The sequence below is a fragment of the Bradyrhizobium manausense genome (genome assembly GCF_018131105.1).
Taxonomy (GTDB): domain Bacteria; phylum Pseudomonadota; class Alphaproteobacteria; order Rhizobiales; family Xanthobacteraceae; genus Bradyrhizobium; species Bradyrhizobium manausense_B.
The window spans coordinates 1,318,334-1,336,366 of the sequence record NZ_JAFCJI010000002.1 but is presented as its reverse complement, the minus strand read 5'-3'; the positions used below and the strand labels follow the sequence as shown (position 1 = coordinate 1,336,366).

17 protein-coding genes and 1 other RNA gene are annotated in these 18,033 nt (G+C 65.4%); 8 read left to right on the top strand and 10 right to left on the bottom strand.

Annotated features, from left to right (window positions below):
* The 4 genes from JQ631_RS26635 to JQ631_RS26620 all read left to right on the top strand — a co-directional run.
* Nucleotides 1-372, top strand: a 372-nt coding sequence (locus tag JQ631_RS26635) for a UDP binding domain-containing protein (protein ID WP_212331449.1), incomplete at its 5' end; no start/stop codon positions are given.
* A gap of 124 nt (nucleotides 373-496) precedes the next feature.
* Nucleotides 497-2,971 (top strand): ATP-dependent helicase HrpB, encoded by a 2,475-nt coding sequence (hrpB, locus tag JQ631_RS26630; RefSeq protein WP_212331446.1) that lies wholly within the window; start codon nucleotides 497-499, stop codon nucleotides 2,969-2,971.
* Between the two features lie 129 nt (nucleotides 2,972-3,100).
* Nucleotides 3,101-3,613: a TIGR02281 family clan AA aspartic protease gene (locus JQ631_RS26625; protein WP_212331443.1), complete on the top strand. Its 513-nt coding sequence runs from the start codon at nucleotides 3,101-3,103 to the stop codon at nucleotides 3,611-3,613.
* A gap of 179 nt (nucleotides 3,614-3,792) precedes the next feature.
* Nucleotides 3,793-5,292 carry a phosphomannomutase/phosphoglucomutase gene (locus JQ631_RS26620; RefSeq protein WP_212331440.1) on the top strand — a complete coding sequence of 500 codons (1,500 nt, stop codon included), beginning with the start codon at nucleotides 3,793-3,795 and terminating at the stop codon, nucleotides 5,290-5,292.
* A 177-nt stretch (nucleotides 5,293-5,469) separates the two neighbouring features.
* On the opposite strand, the gene JQ631_RS26615 is transcribed toward JQ631_RS26620, so the two are convergent.
* From JQ631_RS26615 to JQ631_RS26570, 10 genes are all read right to left on the bottom strand, one after another.
* Nucleotides 5,470-6,939 (bottom strand): methyl-accepting chemotaxis protein, encoded by a 1,470-nt coding sequence (locus JQ631_RS26615; protein ID WP_212331425.1) that lies wholly within the window; start codon nucleotides 6,937-6,939, stop codon nucleotides 5,470-5,472.
* A gap of 492 nt (nucleotides 6,940-7,431) precedes the next feature.
* Nucleotides 7,432-7,941 (bottom strand): Lrp/AsnC family transcriptional regulator, encoded by a 510-nt coding sequence (locus JQ631_RS26610; protein ID WP_212331422.1) that lies wholly within the window; start codon nucleotides 7,939-7,941, stop codon nucleotides 7,432-7,434.
* 97 nt (nucleotides 7,942-8,038) lie between these two features.
* On the bottom strand, nucleotides 8,039-8,962 hold the full coding sequence (locus JQ631_RS26605) for a sugar kinase (RefSeq protein WP_212331412.1): 924 nt from the start codon (nucleotides 8,960-8,962) through the stop codon (nucleotides 8,039-8,041).
* A gap of 6 nt (nucleotides 8,963-8,968) precedes the next feature.
* On the bottom strand, nucleotides 8,969-9,907 hold the full coding sequence (gene nudC / locus JQ631_RS26600) for an NAD(+) diphosphatase (protein ID WP_212331409.1): 939 nt from the start codon (nucleotides 9,905-9,907) through the stop codon (nucleotides 8,969-8,971).
* 11 nt (nucleotides 9,908-9,918) lie between these two features.
* Nucleotides 9,919-10,338, bottom strand: coding sequence for an HIT domain-containing protein (locus JQ631_RS26595; RefSeq protein WP_212331394.1), 420 nt, complete (start codon nucleotides 10,336-10,338; stop codon nucleotides 9,919-9,921).
* Between the two features lie 136 nt (nucleotides 10,339-10,474).
* Nucleotides 10,475-11,602, bottom strand: coding sequence for a muconate cycloisomerase family protein (locus JQ631_RS26590; protein ID WP_212331375.1), 1,128 nt, complete (start codon nucleotides 11,600-11,602; stop codon nucleotides 10,475-10,477).
* Nucleotides 11,599-12,354 carry an SDR family NAD(P)-dependent oxidoreductase gene (locus JQ631_RS26585; protein ID WP_212331373.1) on the bottom strand — a complete coding sequence of 252 codons (756 nt, stop codon included), beginning with the start codon at nucleotides 12,352-12,354 and terminating at the stop codon, nucleotides 11,599-11,601. Before JQ631_RS26585 ends, JQ631_RS26590 begins: the two co-directional genes overlap by 4 nt.
* The gene (locus tag JQ631_RS26580) at nucleotides 12,354-13,160 is read right to left on the bottom strand and encodes an amino acid ABC transporter ATP-binding protein (RefSeq protein ID WP_212331370.1); all 807 of its coding nucleotides are present in this window, start codon (nucleotides 13,158-13,160) and stop codon (nucleotides 12,354-12,356) included. The genes JQ631_RS26585 and JQ631_RS26580 overlap by 1 nt, the downstream gene beginning before the upstream one ends.
* Entirely contained in the window at nucleotides 13,157-13,819 is a 663-nt protein-coding gene (locus JQ631_RS26575; RefSeq protein WP_212331368.1) for an amino acid ABC transporter permease, read from the bottom strand. Before JQ631_RS26575 ends, JQ631_RS26580 begins: the two co-directional genes overlap by 4 nt.
* Nucleotides 13,820-14,001: 182 nt before the next feature.
* Nucleotides 14,002-14,856: a transporter substrate-binding domain-containing protein gene (locus JQ631_RS26570; protein ID WP_212331366.1), complete on the bottom strand. Its 855-nt coding sequence runs from the start codon at nucleotides 14,854-14,856 to the stop codon at nucleotides 14,002-14,004.
* Nucleotides 14,857-15,039: 183 nt separating this feature from the next.
* Here JQ631_RS26570 and ffs point away from each other — a divergent pair.
* The 4 genes from ffs (at nucleotide 15,040) to recR (ending at nucleotide 18,023) form a co-directional block, all read left to right on the top strand.
* Nucleotides 15,040-15,136: signal recognition particle sRNA small type (gene ffs, locus JQ631_RS26565), an RNA gene on the top strand.
* A 94-nt stretch (nucleotides 15,137-15,230) separates the two neighbouring features.
* On the top strand, nucleotides 15,231-17,072 hold the full coding sequence (locus tag JQ631_RS26560) for a DNA polymerase III subunit gamma/tau (RefSeq protein WP_212331364.1): 1,842 nt from the start codon (nucleotides 15,231-15,233) through the stop codon (nucleotides 17,070-17,072).
* A 26-nt stretch (nucleotides 17,073-17,098) separates the two neighbouring features.
* Nucleotides 17,099-17,419 carry a YbaB/EbfC family nucleoid-associated protein gene (locus tag JQ631_RS26555; RefSeq protein WP_212331362.1) on the top strand — a complete coding sequence of 107 codons (321 nt, stop codon included), beginning with the start codon at nucleotides 17,099-17,101 and terminating at the stop codon, nucleotides 17,417-17,419.
* Nucleotide 17,420: 1 nt separating this feature from the next.
* Nucleotides 17,421-18,023 carry a recombination mediator RecR gene (recR, locus tag JQ631_RS26550; RefSeq protein WP_212331360.1) on the top strand — a complete coding sequence of 201 codons (603 nt, stop codon included), beginning with the start codon at nucleotides 17,421-17,423 and terminating at the stop codon, nucleotides 18,021-18,023.
* Nucleotides 18,024-18,033 lie beyond the last annotated feature (10 nt).

The following is an 18,033-nucleotide window of genomic DNA, read 5'->3' as shown; positions in this document are numbered from 1 at the left end:
ATCGCCGTGCTCGGCCTCACCTTCAAGCCCGACACCGACGACATGCGCGACGCACCGTCGATCCCGCTCGTCACCGGGCTCATCGACATGGGCGCGAAGGTGAAGGCCTTCGATCCGGTCGGCATGGAGCAGGCCAAGGGCGAACTGCCGAACATCACCTATTGTGAAGACGCCTATTCCTGCGCTGAAGGTGCCGATGCGCTGGTCGTCGTCACCGAATGGGTCCAGTTTCGCGGCCTCGATCTCGACCGTCTGAAGTCGACCATGGCTCAGCCCGTCGTCGTCGACCTCCGCAACATCTACAGCCCCGAAGACATGGCCGCCGCCGGCTTCACCTATGAGAGCGTCGGCAGGCCACCGGCAAAGGGCTGAAGATCCACCACTGCGTATAATTCCGTCATGGCCGGGCTTGTCCCGGCCATCCACGTCTGTTTTCTAGACGGAGCAGACGCGTGGATGCCCGGAACAAGTCCGGGCATGACGAACGGATAGATACTTGCCCCGTACCTTCGACACGCCCCTCCCGATCGACGCCGTGCTCGACGACCTCTCGCGCAAGCTGGAGGCCAACAACGCGGCCGTGCTGGTGGCCCCTCCGGGCGCGGGCAAGACCACGCGCGTGCCGCTGGCGCTGCTCGATGCGCCCTGGGCCAAGGGCAAGAAGATCATCGTGCTGGAGCCGCGCCGCATCGCCGCGCGCGCCAGCGCCGACCGCATGGCCAAATCGCTCGGCGAGCGCGCCGGCGAGACTGTCGGCTACCGCGTCCGCTTCGGCTCGAAGATTTCGCGATCAACGCGCATCGAGGTGGTGACCGAAGGAATCTTTACGCGCCAGATCCTCAATGACCCCGAACTCTCAGGCGTTGCCGCCATCCTGTTCGACGAATTCCACGAGCGCTCGCTCGACGCCGACATGGGCCTCGCGCTGGCACGCGACGCGCAAACCGGCCTGCGCGAGGATCTGCGCATCCTCGTGATGTCGGCCACGCTCGACGGCGCGCGTGTCGCAAAGCTGCTTGGCGACGCCCCCGTCGTCGAAAGCGAGGGTCGCGCCTTTCCGGTCGAGACGCGCTATCTCGGCCGCAAGGCGGATGCGCCGATCGAGCGGCAAATGGCGGATGCGATCGCCTCGGCGCTGCGCGCCGACAGCGGCTCGGTGCTGGCGTTCCTGCCGGGTGCCGCCGAAATCCGCCGCACCCAGAACTTTCTCGGTGAGCGCGTGCAGGATGCCAGCGTCGAGATCGTGCCGTTGTTTGGCGCACTCGATGCCGCCGTGCAGGATCGCGCCATTTCCCCCGCGCCCAAGGGCATGCGCAAGGTCGTGCTGGCGACCTCGATCGCCGAGACATCGCTCACCATCGAAGGCGTGCGCATCGTGGTCGATTCCGGTCTCGCGCGTGTGCCGCGCTACGAGCCGGACATCGGCCTGACCCGGCTCGAGACCGTCCGTGCCGCGCGGGCCGCCGTGGACCAGCGCCGCGGCCGTGCCGGCCGTACCGAGCCCGGTGTCTGCTACCGGCTCTGGGACGAACCGCAGACGGCCTCGCTGGCGCCCTATACCCAGCCGGAAATCCTCAGCGCCGATCTGTCCTCGCTCGTGCTCGATCTCGCGCAATGGGGCGTCGCCGATCCCGCTGCGTTGTCGTTCCTCGATCCGCCCCCCGCGCCGGCCTGGAAGGAAGCCAAAAGCCTGCTCTCCGAGCTCAACGCGCTCGATGGCGACGGCCGCATCACTGCCGAGGGCAAGAGCCTGCGCGCACTGGCGTTGCCGCCGCGGCTGGCCCGCATGATCGTGGATTCGCATCGTGCAGGCAGCGGCGAGGAAGCGGCCGAGATCGCAGCCATCCTGACCGAGCGCGGGCTCGGCGGCGACGGCGCCGATCTCGAGCATCGGCGCGATCAGTTTCGCCGTGACCGTTCGCCGCGGGCCGCAAGCGCGCGGGATCTCGCGCGACGCTGGGCCTCGCAGGTCGCAGCGACCGAGAAGCCGGGGCAGCAGGAGGATCTCTCGACGGGGCTGATGCTGGCCTATGCCTTCCCGGACCGCGTCGCACGCAACCGCGGCAATGGCAGTTTCGTTCTTGCCAATGGCCGCGGCGCGGCGGTGGAACAGACCTCGTCGCTCGCCCGCGCGCCCTATATCGCGATCGGCGAGATGACGGGCACGGCCGCGAGCGGACGCATCCTGCTCGCCGCACAGATCTCTGAAGAGGACATCGAGCGGCATTTTGCCGAGCATATCGACACCACCAACGAAATTTCCTTCGACCGCGGGGCGATGGCGCTGCGCGCACGGCGCAAGCGCGTGCTGCATGCGATCACACTGTCCGAGGCCACGCTTGCGGTGTCGCCATCGGAAGAGACCGCACGCATCCTTGCTGATGGCCTGATCGCAGTCGGCCTCGACCGCTTGCCCTGGTCGAAGGCCGCAAAGCAGTGGCGCGACCGGGTGACGTTCCTGCGCAAGGCCGAGGGCGAGAGCTGGCCTGACCTCACCGACGACGGATTGATCGCGCGGCGCGACGACTGGCTGGTGCCCGCGCTCTACGACAAGATTGGGCTTAAGGACATCTCACTCGGCGATCTCTCCGATGCGCTGATGGCGCTATTGCCCTGGGAGATGCGCGCGCGGCTCGACCGCGAGGCGCCGACGCATTTCGAGGCGCCGACCGGAAGCGTGCTCGCGATCGACTACGAGGCCGAGCAGGGGCCGACCATCGCGGTGCGGCTCCAGGAATTGTTCGGCCTCAACATCCATCCCTCGATCGCCGCCGGCAAGGTGCCGCTGGTGCTGGAACTGCTGTCGCCGGCGCAGCGCCCGGTGCAGGTGACGCGCGATCTTCCGGGCTTCTGGCGCGGCAGCTATGCGGCGGTGCGTTCAGACCTGCGTGGCCGCTACCCGCGCCATCCCTGGCCTGAGGATCCGGCGAATGCGCTGCCGACCCGGCGGGTCAAGCCGCGCGGCACCTGACAGGGCGCGCCGGCGTATTAACCGTCTGCTCATCCTTTTCGTCAAAATAGCACCGGCCCTGCCGCAGTCTTGCTCGCGGACGCGCCGGCCGCGTGGTGAAATCGAGCTTTCCGGCTCGGAAGTGGTGTGATGCGTAACATTCTGATCTTCGCGGCCGTGATGATCGGCCTCGGTACATTCATGGCAGAGTTGGCGGATAAGATGAGCGCCGCTTCCGCCACGTCGGCGCCGCGCGCGACGGTCGCGGTTGCGACGACGGCGCCAGCCGGCGCCCGCAGCCTCAACATCCCCCGCGACAGCCGTGGCCATTTCCAGACCGAAGGTCATATCGACGGCCAGCGCATCGGCTTCATGGTCGACACCGGCGCCTCTGTGGTCGCGCTGAACGAGACCTCGGCCGCGCGCTTCGGCCTGCGTCCCTCGCGCAGCGAATACAACGCCACCGTCACCACCGCGAACGGCACCATCAAGGCCGCGCGTACGCGCATCGCGATGCTTGATGTCGGCGGCCTCGTCGTGCGCGACGTCGACGCCATGGTGCTGCCCGACGCAGCGCTGTCGGAGAACCTGCTCGGCCTCTCTTTCCTGTCCCGCCTGAAGCGGTTTGAGTACGCCAACGGCCAGATGGTGCTGGAGCAGTAAGTCCGGGTGGTTGGCACCCGGACGAACTCATATTGCTCGGATCGGGCCCGCGGCCGGCAACCTTTATCGATGCCAAACTGCCGCAATTGTCGGCCATAAGCCTTCATTCCCACCTTCCGCTGCGGCCCGGCATTCGCTAAGGCTGCATCAATTCCTGCCCTTTGCCCGAGACCGTTTCCATGTTTCCCAAGCCGAAATCCGTGTTGCTGCCCAATACCTACGCCTTCGAATCCGAGCCGCTGGTGAAGCCGACCGGTTTTCGCGAATACGACGCGCGCTGGCTGTTCCAGAAGGAAATCAACCTGATGGGCGTGCAGGCGCTCGGCATGGGGCTGGGCGCGCTGATCGCCGAACTCGGTGTCAGCCAGGAGATCGTCACCGGCCATGATTTCCGCGGCTATTCGGCATCGATCAAATATGCGCTGATCTCCGGCCTGATGGCGGCGGGCTGCAAGGTGCACGACATCGGGCTCGCCGTGACGCCGATGGCCTATTTCGCGCAGTTCGATCTCGACGTGCCCTGTGTCGCCATGGTCACCGCCTCGCATAACGACAATGGCTGGACCGGCGTGAAGATGGGCGCCAACCGCCCGCTGACCTTCGGCCCCGACGAGATGACGCGGCTGAAGGAGATCGTGCTCAACGCCGATTTCAGGAACAAGGCCGGCGGCTCCTACCAGTTCCACGAGAATTATCCGGCGCGCTACATCGCCGATCTCACCAACCGCCCGAAGCTCAAGCGCAAGCTCAAGGTCGTCGCGGCCTGCGGCAACGGAACGGCCGGCGCGTTTGCGCCGCAGGTGCTTGAGGCGATCGGCTGCGAGGTGATCCCGCTCGACACCGAACTCGACCACACCTTTCCGAAATACAATCCGAATCCCGAGGACATGGAGATGCTGCACGCGATCCGCGACGCGGTGCTGCATCACAAGGCCGATGTCGGGTTGGGCTTCGACGGTGACGGCGACCGCTGCGGCGTCGTCGACAACACCGGCGAGGAGATCTTTGCCGACAAGGTCGGCGTCATGCTGGCGCGCGACATGTCGGCGATCCACAAGGATGCGCAGTTCATCGTCGACGTGAAATCGACCGGCCTGTTCATCACGGATCCCGTCCTGCAGAAGCAGGGCGCGAAAGTCGCCTATTGGAAGACCGGCCATTCCTACATGAAGCGCCGCACCAACGAGACGGGCGCGCTCGCGGGCTTCGAGAAGTCCGGCCATTTCTTCTTCAACAAGCCCTATGGCCGCGGCTACGACGACGGCCTGGTCTCGGCGATCGCGATCTGCGACATGCTCGATCGTGCGCCCGGCAAGTCGATGGCCGATCTCAAGAACGCGCTGCCAAAAACCTGGTCATCGCCGACCATGTCGCCGCATTGCGCCGACGAGACCAAGTACGGCGTCATCGACGCCGTGGTGAAGCATTTCGAAGGCATGCAGGCCAAGGGCGCCAAGATCGGCGGCCAGGCGATCCGCGACCTCGTCACCGTCAACGGCGTGCGCGTCACGGTCGAGGACGGCAGCTGGGGCCTGGTGCGCGCCTCTTCCAACAAGCCCGAGCTCGTGGTCGTGGTCGAGAGCCCTGTCTCCGAGCAGCGCATGCACGACATGTTCGAGATGGTGAACAGCGTGCTGCGCACCCATCCCGAGGTCGGCGAGTATAATCAGAAGATCTGAGCCGCGGCCGCAGCGCCTGCGCTTGCCGTATCCACCGCTGCCATCACCCGCCTTGTGCGCACTTGCGCACCGGAGCGGGTGATCCAGTACGCCGCGGCCTCTCGCTTCAATCACTGGCGTCACGGTGTGCCGGATCGCCCGGTCAAGCCGGGCGATGACCGTGTCCGTGTGGTGATCTTACGCCGTTCGCAGCGAGCCCAGGAAACCGTCGACCTCGGCCTTGAGACGCTCGGACTGCGATGACAGTCCGGCGGCGGCCTGATGCATTTTCGAGGCGGCGGCTCCGGCCTGCTCGGACGCCGTGCTGACGCCGACGATGTTGTCGTTCACCTCGCGCGTACCGGTGGCGGCCTGCTGCAGGCTGCCGGCGATCTCGCGTGTCGCAAGACCCTGCTGATCGACTGCGGTCGAGATCTGGCCGGAAATCTGGTCGATCTCGGCAATCGTCGCGCCGATCGCCTGGATCGCGTGGACGGCATCGCTGGTCGCGCTCTGGATGTTCTGGACCTGCGCCGAGATTTCCTCGGTCGCCTTCGCGGTCTGGTTCGCCAGCGCCTTGACCTCGCTCGCGACCACCGCGAAGCCCTTGCCGTGCTCACCGGCGCGCGCGGCCTCGATGGTGGCGTTCAAAGCGAGCAGATTGGTCTGGTTGGCGATGGTCTGGATCAGGGTGACGACCTCGCCGATCTTCTGCGTGCCGCTGGCGAGGCCTTCGACGACCTGGTTGGTGCGCCGGGCTTCGCCGGCGGCCTTGGTCGCGATTTCGGCGGAGCGGGCGACCTGTTGGGTGATGCTGCTGACCGATGCAGTGAGCTCTTCGGTCGCAGCCGCAACCGTCTCGACGTTGCTCGATGCCTGGTTCGACGCTGCGGCGGCCGCCGCGGTCTGGCGCGCGGTATCGGCACTGTTGCTGCTCATCGCAGACGACAATTGCTGCACCTCGCCGGCGGCAATCGCCACGGCGTCGACGATGCCGCCGATGCTGCGTTCGAAATTGGCCGCGAGCCGCTGCTTGGCGGTTTCGCGCTCCCGCTTGACGCGCTGTTCCACTTCGCTGCGCTCCTCGTTGGCGCGCGCTTCCGCCGCCATCGCCGCCTGTGCCTCGGCTGTTTTCACGGCCGTGGTCTCGAACAGCTCCTGCAGCTTGTGCGCCAGCGCGATCAGTACGCCGGCCTCGATCAGCAAGATCGCTGCATGGAAGACGACGCGGCCGAAATCGGAACCGCCGGGATAGATCGCCGCGGGCAGCAGGAAGTTCAGTGCAAGATGATGCAGCGCGACCGCCACCGTCGCGGCGGCGATCGGGCGGTAGTCGCAATAGGCGACGGTGCACGCCAGCGCCGCGAAGAAGTACATGTGGATGTCGATCTGCCAGGCATGTCCCTCGAGTTGGTAGGCGAACATCGACACGCCGCTCATCAGGGCGACAGCGAACACGAGACGGGTGGAGAGGCCGTTGCCCGACAGGCGCCAGGACAAGGTCGCCGCGAGCGCGAAGATCGTCATGAAGATGGTCGGCACGATCCAGCCGTTGCCGAGCGCGAGCCCGATCGCCATGCTGATCGGCACATGCAGCCAGAGCACTGCGGCGAGCACCTTGCTGGTGGTCTGGCGCAGCGATTCCAGTTCGTCGTTCTCGGCAATCATTTCGTTACCCCCAAAAGCTATCGACCAAAGCATGCTGAAACCGCTTGCGCGTCCATGACGAACCATGCGCCGGCCTCGCGGAGGCGGGAAAGTCCATCATGGTCATCCGGGCGGACGACGAGGAGAGTGGGAAGGGCGGTTGCCCTCACGATCGACGCTTGCGCCGATCCCGCAGCCTGAAATACCTGCTGCGTGCTCCACCAGAATGGAAACGCAACTGCGACAACCGTCGCACCCGGACGAACCTGCAAGGTGAGGATTGCGAGCGCGATCCAGCCTGCGGCCAGCAATACGGCCGCATTCGCCCAGACGGGCCACCGCCGGGACGGATTCGTCGCTTTCCCTTCCATGAGGGGACGGTAGGCGGCGAGGGCTAATTCTCGGTAAATGCTTCCTTACCGAGGTACCGAATCGGACGAGCTCCGCCGCGAAACGGTCATCAGCGGCAATGTGTCGCCGATCTCAGTGCTGTTTGAACCGGGACACGAATTCCTAGGCCGCGACCACGGCCGGGATCGGCAGCGCCGTCACCGACTTGATCTTCTCCATCGCGAAGCGCGAGGTGACGTTCTTCAGCGGTACAGCGGCGATCAGCTTCTTGTAGAAGACGTCATAGGCCTGCATGTCCGCAACCACGACGCGCAGCATGTAATCGACGTCGCCGGCCATGCGGTAGAATTCCATCACCTCGGGCATGGCGCTGACGGCTTCGGCGAATTTCTTGAGCCAAACGTCGGAATGATCGGAGCTCTCTACCGAGACGAATACGGAAATGCCGAGCCCGATCTTGTTCTGATCGACCAGCGCCACCCGCTTCAGGATCACACCATCCGCCTCCAGGCGCTGGATACGCTTCCAGCAGGGGGTCGAGGACAGCCCGACGCGGTCGCCGATTTCGGCGACGGACAGGGAGGCGTCCTCCTGCAGCACCATCAGGATCTTGCGGTCGATGGCGTCGAGGCGGCGGCTGGTCTCGGGGATCTGGACAGCGACATCGGTCATTTGAAGAACTTTGTTCCAATATGAGGGCTGATTTCCGTGATATAGAGGAAAATCTTCTATCGCAAGCCCCAAGTCGCGGCGCGTGAGCGGAATGATTCTAAACGCGGTCGCGCAAAAACCCTTCAACTTCAATGCGTTGGGGCGCAGCCGGGCCGCCGCCATGGCGGGTGCATTTCAGGGCTGCGGCAGCCGCGGCGAATCGCAGCGCCTCCTGCACCCCGCCGCCCTCGGCGAGCCGGAGCGTGAACGCGCCATGGAAGACATCACCGGCGCCGAGCGTATCCACGGCTTCGACCGGGAAAGCCGGCGTCTCCTCCCGCGTGGCCGCCTCGTTCAGCCAGATCGTACCGCGCGGGCCGCGGGTGGCGGCGAGGAAGGCGGGCGTCAGCCCGGCGAGATGCTTCAAGGCCTCGCCGTCGTCAGCGATGCCGGCCGTTTCCTGCACCTGCTCGCTGGAGAACAGGAGATGCGAGGCGGTCGTAAGCAAGCCGTCGGTCAACGCCATCGCGCGATCGACGCCGACGATGACGGGAATGCCGCGCCGCCGTGCCTCGGCGCAGACATCGACGCAGAAGGCGCCGCAGCGGCTCTCGACGAGGACAGCCTGGCAATCGGCGAGCAGCTCTTCTGCATCTGGCAGCTGCACCGTCCACAGCGCGGGATCGCGATAGATCGTCAACGTTCGTTCGCCTGATGCGTCGATGATGATCGCCGAGACGGGCGTGGCCGCGCCCGGAATGCGCACGATGTGCGCGGTCTCAATCCCTTCGGCAGTCATCCGCTCGAGAATGAAGCCGCTCGATGTCTCCCGCGCATCGCCCATCGGTCCGGCAAACGCGACGCGTCCGCCGAGCCGCGCCATCGCGATGGCGGCATTGAGCGCGTTGCCACCGCAGATCTCGGCAAGATGCGTGGCGTTGGCCTTGCTGCCGCGCTCCGGCACGGCCTCGACGCGAAAGGTGAGGTCGCGCACGGGAATGCCGATGCAGAGGACGCGCGGCGCGATCTCGGATGGCGCCATCGGCGGTCAGCTCTTGTCGTGGACCCAGCGGCCAAGCAGGTGATGCGCGATGGCGAAGGGATGTGGGCCGGCGAGCCCGTCGGGATGCGTTCGCTTCAGCATCAAGGCCGCCTCCTCGCGCGTGAACCAACGGGCATCCTCGAGCTCAGAGTGATCGACGACGACGTCTTCGTTCAAAGCCCGCGCGCTGCAGCCGATCATCAGCGACGACGGATAGGGCCAGGGCTGGGTCATGTAGTACTGCACGTCGGCGCAGCGGATGCCCGATTCTTCGAGGATCTCGCGGCGCACCGCATCCTCGATGGTCTCGGCGGCCTCGACGAAGCCGGCGAGGCAGGAATACATGCCCGGCGGAAACTGCTTCTGGCGCCCGAGCAGGCATTTGTCGCCTGAGGCCACCAGCATGATCACGACCGGATCGGTGCGCGGAAAATGCTCGGCCTTGCAGGCCGGGCAATCGCGCTTCCAGCCGCCTTCCTTCATCGCGCTGCGCGTGCCGCAATTGGCGCAATGGCCGTGGCGTTGATGCCAGCTGACCATCGATTTCGCCATGGCGATGGCCGACAATTCCTCGGGCGGGATCGCGCCCTGCATCGCCATGCCGCGCAGCTCGGTGACGGCAAAGTCCTCGCGGCCGATCAGTTTTTCGGCAGCCGCCTGCGCGAGACCCATGCCGAAGATCGCGGCACCGTCGCGCAGCCCCAAAAAGATCGTGCCGGGATTGGCGCCGGATTTCAGCGCTTCGTCGATCGAGAGCAGCGCGCGAGTCTTGTCGCCATCGCGCTTCACCAGCAGCGAGTCGCGGTAGATGACATAGGCGCGCGACGACGGCTTCTGCTCCATCGCGAACAGTTTTTCGTCATCGCGGCGCAGATGCGCGGCGCGATCGAGGATGTTGGTGACGAAGGCCGGCTGCCCCAGCGGAAACGAGTCGAATGCTGACATTTCTTGTTCTTTCAACCCAACCAGATTTTCTTGCGAAGCGCGCTGATGAAAGTCTGAACCTCGTTGGCGTCGTGCGCCAAAGGCGGCATCACGCCCCAGACCGGCCGCGGCCATGCGGCATCACCTGTGCGACGCGCAATGATGTGAACGTGGAGCTGCGGCACGAGATTGCCGAGCGCTGCGACATTGAGCTTGTCGCATTTGGTGATCTCTTTCAGCGCGCGCGAGACGCGGGAGATTTCGGTCATCAATTGCGCCTGCTGGACTTCGTCGAGATCGATGATCTCGACCGCATCGGCGCGCCGCGGCACCAGCAGCAGCCAGGGATAATGCGCGTCCTTGATGACCAGCACCTTCGACAGCGGCAGATCGCCGATATCGATGGTGTCCTCTTTCAGACGGGAGTGCAGCGACCAGGCGGGATCGGACATGGAGGTTTCCAGATTGCCCGGTGGGAACGGGCGCGTTTGGCCGAACCATACGATACGAGGTCAGTCAGGGGAAGGATGGCAACTGCATACACGATCGTCATTCCAGGCGCGCGTTGCGCGCCCCGGAAGGATGGAATTACGCTTCCGCCAACACCCGCGCGTTCGCACGCACCGAGGCTTCGCTGACGCGGATGCCGAGGCCGGGACCGTCAGGCACGACAACGTGACCTGCGCGGTTTGCAACGCGCTCCTCGAGCACATCCTCGGTCAGCACATGATGGGGCATGTAGAACTCGCAGCCGAGCGAGATGCCCGGCGTCGCCGCGATCAGCTGCGTGCCGGCGGCAAGGCCAATGCCGCCCTCCCACAGCGTGCCGCCGTAGCCGGGCAGGCCGGCAATATCGGCGATCGCCATGATCGCCTGCGCTTCGAACAGGCCGCCGGCCTTCATCAGCTTGATCGAGACGGCGTCGGCGGCCTCGCGGCGCACCACCTCCATCATGTCGCGGCGGTCGAAGCAGCTCTCGTCGGCGAGCACGGGCGTTTCCAGCGCGGCGGTGAGCTGCGCCATCACGTCGAGAAACTTGCGCGGCACCGGCTGCTCGATGAAGGTCGGCGCGAACTGCTCGACATCGCGCAGGATCTTGATGGCACCGAACGGCGCCAGCGCCTGGTTGTAATCGACGCGCAGATCGACCTTGTCGCCGAATTCCTTGCGGATCGCCTCGAGGTGATCGAGATCCTCGCGGTGCGGTTTGACGCCGGTCTTGACCTTGTAGATGACGTTGCCGTCCGGAACCATTTTCCGCATGCGATCGAGATCGGCGGCAAAATCAGGATCGGCAATCGAGAAGGAGAGCGGGATCGTGTCGCGCACGCGACCGCCGAGCAGGTCGGCGACCGACAGCCCCGACGATTTGCCGACGATGTCGAGCAGCGCCATCTCGATCGCGACCTTTGCTTCCGCATGTCCAACCAGCGCGCGGTCGAGTTCGGCCGCCAGCGCGCGGATGCGGCGCACAGGTTTGCCGAGCAGGATCGGCCGAAGATAGATATCGAGCGCGGCGAACGCGGCTTCTGGCGTTCCCGTGAACACCTCCCACGGCGCCGCTTCGCCCCAGCCGGTCACGCCGTCGCTCGACGTCAGCTCGATCAGCACGCGCTTGACCGTGCCCTTGACGTTGCCAACGCCTTGCAGGCGCGCCATCTTGATCGGGCTTTCGATCAGGAACAGCCTGATGCGTTCGACGGTTGCTTCGGTCATGTCAGGCCTCCATTGACGTGCCAGACCTGGCCGGTGACGTAAGATGCTTTTGGTGACGCCAGGAAGGCGATGATCTCGGCGACTTCCTCCGGCCGTCCGCGGCGGCGCATCGGGATCAGCGCCTCGGTCGCGGCGATCTGTTCGGGCGAGAGCCGGCTCTCGCTAGGCTTGTCCTTGACGATGAGGCCCGGCGCGACTGCGTTGACGGTGATGCCATCCTTCGCGAGTTCGATTGCGGTCAGCCGCACCAGCGCTTCCAGTGCGGAGCGGCTTGCGGCGGTCGCTGCGAACGGGGCGAATTCGGGCCGGATCGCATGCGCCACGAAGGAGGATATCGCGACGATGCGTGCGTTTTGCCCCGCGCGCAGCAGCGGAAGCGCCGCCTCGACCATCCGCGTGAATGCCAGCGCCGATTCATCCATGGCCTGTCGGAATTGATCCGCCGGCGTGCCGATCGCGCTGCCGCGGCGGGCGTGGCCGCCGACCAGGATCAATCCGTCGAGCCGTCCGAAGGCGCGTTGCGTGGCGGCGATGGCGTCGGCAACGGCTGCTTGCACGGCGAGATCGCCGAGGCATTTTGCCACCACCGCTCCGCTCGCTTCGGCTTCCGCAGCGGTGGCGTCGAGACCTTCCACGTTCGAGCGCGTGTGCAGCAGCAGCGCGGTGCCGGGCGCCGCGAGCAGTTTTGCGGTGGCGCGACCGATGCCGCTGGCGGCACCGGTAACGAGATAGACGCGATCGATATCTGGCATCACGGCGTCGCGTTGGCCGGCGGCAGCGCGCCGGTGCGGTGGAAATGGCTGAGGAAGGCACGCGTCGCCGCTTCCTGCGGATTGTCGATCACCTGCCGTGCCGGGCCTTCCTCGACGACGATTCCGTCGCGCATGAAGATCAGGCGGTCGGCGACCTCGCGGGCGAAGGCAATCTCGTGGGTGACGATCACCATGGTCATCCCCTCGGAGGCCAGCTGCTGGATCACGTTGAGCACCTCGCCCACGAGCTCGGGATCGAGCGCCGAGGTCGCCTCGTCGAACAGCATCACATCAGGCTCCATCGCCAGCGCGCGCGCGATCGCAACGCGCTGCTTCTGGCCACCGGAGAGCGTCGCCGGATATTGGTCAGCCTTCTCGGCAAGGCCCACCTTGGCGAGCTGCCCCCGCGCGAGTTTTTCGGCGTCGGCCCTCGCCATGCGCCGCACCGTGACCGGCCCCTCCATCACGTTCTCAAGCGTCGTCATGTGCGGGAACAGATTGAAGTGCTGGAACACCATGCCGGTGGTGGCACGGAATTTTGCCAGTGTCTTCACATCGGGGAGCTTGGTGCCCTCACCGAATGCAAAGCGGGTGTCGCCGACGCGGACGCTGCCGCCGTCGGGCACGACCAGCAGATTGATGCAGCGGAGCAGCGTTGATTTGCCGGAGCCGGACGGCCCGATCACTGCCACGACGCTGCCCTTGGCAACGTCGACATTGATGTTCTTTAGGACCTCGTTGCTGCCAAAGCTCTTGCGCAGGCCACGGATCTCGATTTTCGAAATGCTGTTTGACGGCTCGCTCATTCGCTGACCGCCAATCGCTTCTCGCCGCGGCGGACGATGATGGTGAGCGGAATCAGGATCGCCGCATAGGCGACCGCGACCGCGGTGTAGGTTTCCAGCGGCCGGTAGCTGTCATGGGCTGCGACCTGGCTCTGATAGACCAGATCGGGCACCGCCAGCACCGAGACCAGCGAGGTATTCTTGAACTGGATGATCGACTGGTTCATCAGCGCCGGGATCATGCGCTTGATCGCCTGCGGCAGCACGATGCGCCGCATGCTCTGCCCCGGCGTCATGCCGAGCGCCGCGCCGGCTTCCGACTGGCCCTTGTCGATCGAGATGATGCCGCCGCGGATGATCTCCGAATAGAACGAGCCGCCGTAGAGCGAGAGCGCCAGCGCCGAGGCCGTGATCGGTGTCATCTCGACACCGGCGAGGATCGGCAGCGCATAATAGAACCAGATCAGCTGCACCAGGATTGGCGTGCAGCGGAACGCCTCGATGAAGGTGAGGGCGGTCAGCCGCACGGGCTTGAAGCGCGATAGGGTACCGAACGCCCCCAGCAGGCCGAAGACGAGGCCGAGTACCACAATGACCACGGTAAAGCCGACGGTGACGCCAAGCCCGTTGAGAAAGAGCCAGCGATAGCTCCAGAGGATGCCGAAGTCCCACTGATACATGCGTGTTTAACTCGTACCCGATGTCAGTTCAGAAACTCGTCGTCATGCCCGGGCGTAGTCGTCCGAAGGACGGCGTCGCTTCCGCTTGCCTATGTCCCGGGCATCCACGTTCTTGGTGCCGCGGGTTAGCGTGGATGGCCGGGACAAGCCCGGCCATGACGGTGTGGACGCGTCAGACGCTCTTACAACGAAACGCCCGGCGGAATGTCCGCTTCGGTCACGCCCACCAGCTCCATGTTGGTGATGATGGCGTTGCGGATGAAGCCGAGGCCCTTGTTGAAGTCGATCCAGGTGTTGACGTAGTCGCGGAAGGTCTTGTCGTTCTCGCGGCGGAAGCCGGCATTCGACGTCGTCGCGAAGATCGGCGTCGGCAGCACGAACTGGCCGAGCGCGGGGTTCTTCTTCAGCACGGTCAGCGACAGCATGGTGATCAGGCATTGCGCGTCGACGCGGCCGGTCTGCAGCGCTGCGGTCGCGTCGTCGGCGGTCTTGAGACGCGAGATCTGCGCCTTCGGCGTCAGGCGGCTGACGACCTGGTCATGCGAGGAGCCCTGGTCGACCGCGATCTTGACGTCGGGGGAGTTCAGCTCGGCCCAGGTCTTCGGCTTGAAGTCCTTCTTGCAGAGGATGCCGAAGGCGTTGTTGAAGACAGGCACCGAGAAGTCGACGACCAGCGCGCGCTTCGGCGTCGGGTTCAGGCCGAAGAAGATGTCGATCTTGTTGGACTGCAGATCGAGCACCGAATTGCCCCATGTGGTCTCGGTGATCTCGAGCTCGGCCTCCATGTCGTCGGCCAGCCCCTTGGCGATGTCGATGTAGAAGCCTTTCCACTGGCCGCTGGAAAGATCCTTCATGTAATAGGGCGCGCCGCCGCCGACGGCGCCGATCCGCATCTTCTTGGTGCGGCGGATGCGGGCGAAGGTCGATTCGTTGGGATCGGCCGCCTGGGCCACGGCCGGAGAGGCCAGCGCGCCCGCGGTCACCGCGCCGATGGCGCCAAGTCCGACAATCGAAGCAACATCACGACGTGTAACCATTGGGATCAATCGCTTTTCTGGTTAGGTGGAGTTCCGGCAGCGTTCTTACCAAGACGGCCATGCCAGCGAAAGCATAGCCTATCAGCTGGGCAGACCCGGAATTGCCCGGATGCTGGGCAAGATCAAGCTGGCCAAAGTGATAGTCGCTTGCTTTCCCGCTCCTTTGGCCCCAAATAGGGACCGGGAGATTGGCGGTGGACGAGCCACTCGCCAACCGGGTCAGGTCCGGAAGGAAGCAGCCCTAACGAGGTCCGGATCGGGTCGCTCGTCAGTCTCCTACCTGTTTTTTCGAGCAAATTGCGCCGGCGGGTGTCCCGCCAGCGCGCTCCTTTCCGCAAAAGCCGGCCGAGAGACATTTCATTGCGGATCGACCGATGACCGACGCTGGCGCCCCTCCGAACCCCGATAGCGCCGGCCAGGCTGCGAATGCGCCGTACCGGGTGCTGGCACGCAAATACCGCCCCTCTTCCTTCGACGACCTGATCGGCCAGGAGGCCGTGGTCCGCACTGTCTCCAACGCGTTCGAGACCGGGCGGATTCCGCAGGCCTGGATCCTCACCGGCGTCCGCGGTGTCGGCAAGACCACCACGGCGCGCATTCTGGCCCGCGCGCTCAACTACGAGATGCCGGATGGTTCGGTGAAGGGCCCGACCATCCACATGCCGACCCTTGGCGTGCATTGCCAGGCGATCATGGAAAGCCGGCACATGGACGTGCTGGAGATGGACGCGGCCTCGCACACCGGCGTCGACGACGTCCGCCAGATCAATGACAGCGTGCGCTACGCGCCGGCCAGCGCCCGCTACAAGGTCTACATCATCGACGAAGTCCACATGCTGTCGACGGCGGCGTTCAACGCCTTCCTGAAGACGCTCGAGGAACCGCCGGAGCACGCCAAGTTCGTGTTTGCCACGACGGAGATCCGCAAGGTTCCGGTGACGGTTCTGTCGCGCTGCCAGCGCTTTGACCTGCGCCGCGTCGAGGCCGACGTGCTGATGAAGCACCTCGCCAACATCGCGGCGAAGGAGAGTGTCGAGATCGAGCCCGAGGCGCTCGGCATCATCGCGCGTGCCGCCGAAGGCTCGGTGCGTGACTCGCTGTCGCTGCTCGACCAGGCCATCGCGCATGCGGCAGGCCAGGTTAAGGCCGACGCGGTCAGGCAGATGCTGGGCCTTGCCGACCGCACCCGCGTCATCGATCTCTTCGATTCGCTGGCGCGCGGCGACATCGCCGCCGCGTTCAAGGAGTTCCGCGACCAGTACGATGTCGGCGCCGATCCGATCGTCGTGCTCTCGGATCTCGCCGAATTCGTCAATTTCGTCACCCGCGTGAAGATCGTGCCGGCAACCGCCGACAACGTCGCCTATGGCGAGACCGAGCGCGTGCGCGCGAAGGATTTCGCCTCGAAGATTTCGATGCGCGTGCTGTCGCGGATGTGGCAGATGCTGCTCAAGGGCATCACCGAGGTGCAGGCCGCGACGCGTCCCGCGGCGGCTGCCGAAATGGTGCTGGTGCGCATCGCCTATGTCGCCGACCTGCCGACGCCGGACGAAGCCATCCGGATGCTGGAGCAGAACGGCGGCGGCTCGCCGGTCGTAGGTGGCGGGGGTGCCGCACGTAGCGGCGCGCCGGCCGGCCCGATGGCCTCCGCGGCGCCGGTCGTTTCGGCTGCGCCGGTTCGCATGCCGACGTCATCGCCGACTGCGTTCGGCGGCGGTGCCCGGCCGCAGATGGCAGCGCCCGCGCCGGATCCGCAAGCGGCGGCGCCCCAATTGCGCGTCACGAGTTTCACTCAACTCGTCGCGCTCGCCGGGCAGAAGCGCGACCTCATGACCAAGGGCGCGCTCGAAGGCGACATGCGGCTCGTCCGTTTCGAGGAGGGCCGGCTGGAAGTCGCGCTCGAGCCGAATGCGTCCAAGACCATGATCTCCGAGCTCGCGCGCAAGTTCGAGATGTGGACCGGCCGCCGCTGGACCATCATTGTTTCCAACGAGCAGGGCGAGGCGACGCTGCGCTCGGTGAGCCAGGCCGCCAAGCAGGAACACGCGCGCAGCGCCGAGGCTGATCCGCGCGTGCAGGAGGTGCTGTCGCGCTTCCCCGGTGCGAAGGTCGTCGAGGTCCGCAGGCTTGCCCCCGAGACGCCGGAAACCAATATTAACGCCGACTATGGCTCTGACGATCCGCCCGACGGTTCCGACGCCGACGACGATCTCTAGAGCCGACCTTTCAAGGACGAACACCCATGGCTGATTTTCTCGGCATGATGAAGCAGGCGGCGCAGCTGCAATCGAAGATGCAGGAGATGCAGGAGTCTCTCGCCAATGTGGAGGTTGAAGGCATCTCCGGCGGCGGTCTCGTCGCCGTGCGCATGACCGCCAAGATGGACGTCAAGGGCATCAAGATCGACCCCTCGCTGATGAAGGCCGAGGAAGTTGAGGTGCTGGAGGATCTGCTCGTCACCGCGCTCGGTGATGCCCGCCGCAAGGCGGAGACGGCGATGCAGGAGAAGATGCAGTCGCTCACCGGCGGGCTCGGCCTGCCGCCGGGGCTGTTCGGCCAGTAAGATGGGCGCGGTTGCAGGTCCTGAAATCGAGCGGCTGGTGCAGCTTCTCGCACGGCTGCCGGGCTTGGGCCCGCGCTCCGCGCGGCGCGCCGCGCTGCACCTGATCAAGAAGCGCGAAGCGCTGATGATGCCGCTGTCCTCAGCCTTGCAGGTTGCGCTCGACAAGGTCCAGGTCTGCAAGACCTGCGGCAACATCGACACGCAAAATCCCTGCACCGTCTGCACCGATCCGAAGCGTGATCCCGCCATCATCGTCGTCGTCGCCGACGTCGCCGATCTCTGGGCGCTGGAGCGGGCCAATGCGACGCAGGGGCGCTACCACGTGCTGGGCGCGACCTTGTCGCCGCTCGACGGCGTCGGCCCGCAGGACCTCACCATCGACGTGCTGGTCGCGCGCGCGCATGCGGCCGAGGTGCACGAGATCATTCTTGCGTTGAATGCGACCGTCGACGGCCAGACCACGGCGCATTACATCACCGACCTGCTTCAGGACGCCAACGTAAAAGTAACCCGGCTGGCCCATGGTGTGCCTGTTGGTGGCGAGCTTGATTATCTCGATGAGGGCACGCTATCGGCCGCCATGCGGCAGCGGACCCTGTTCTAGAGCGTTTTCA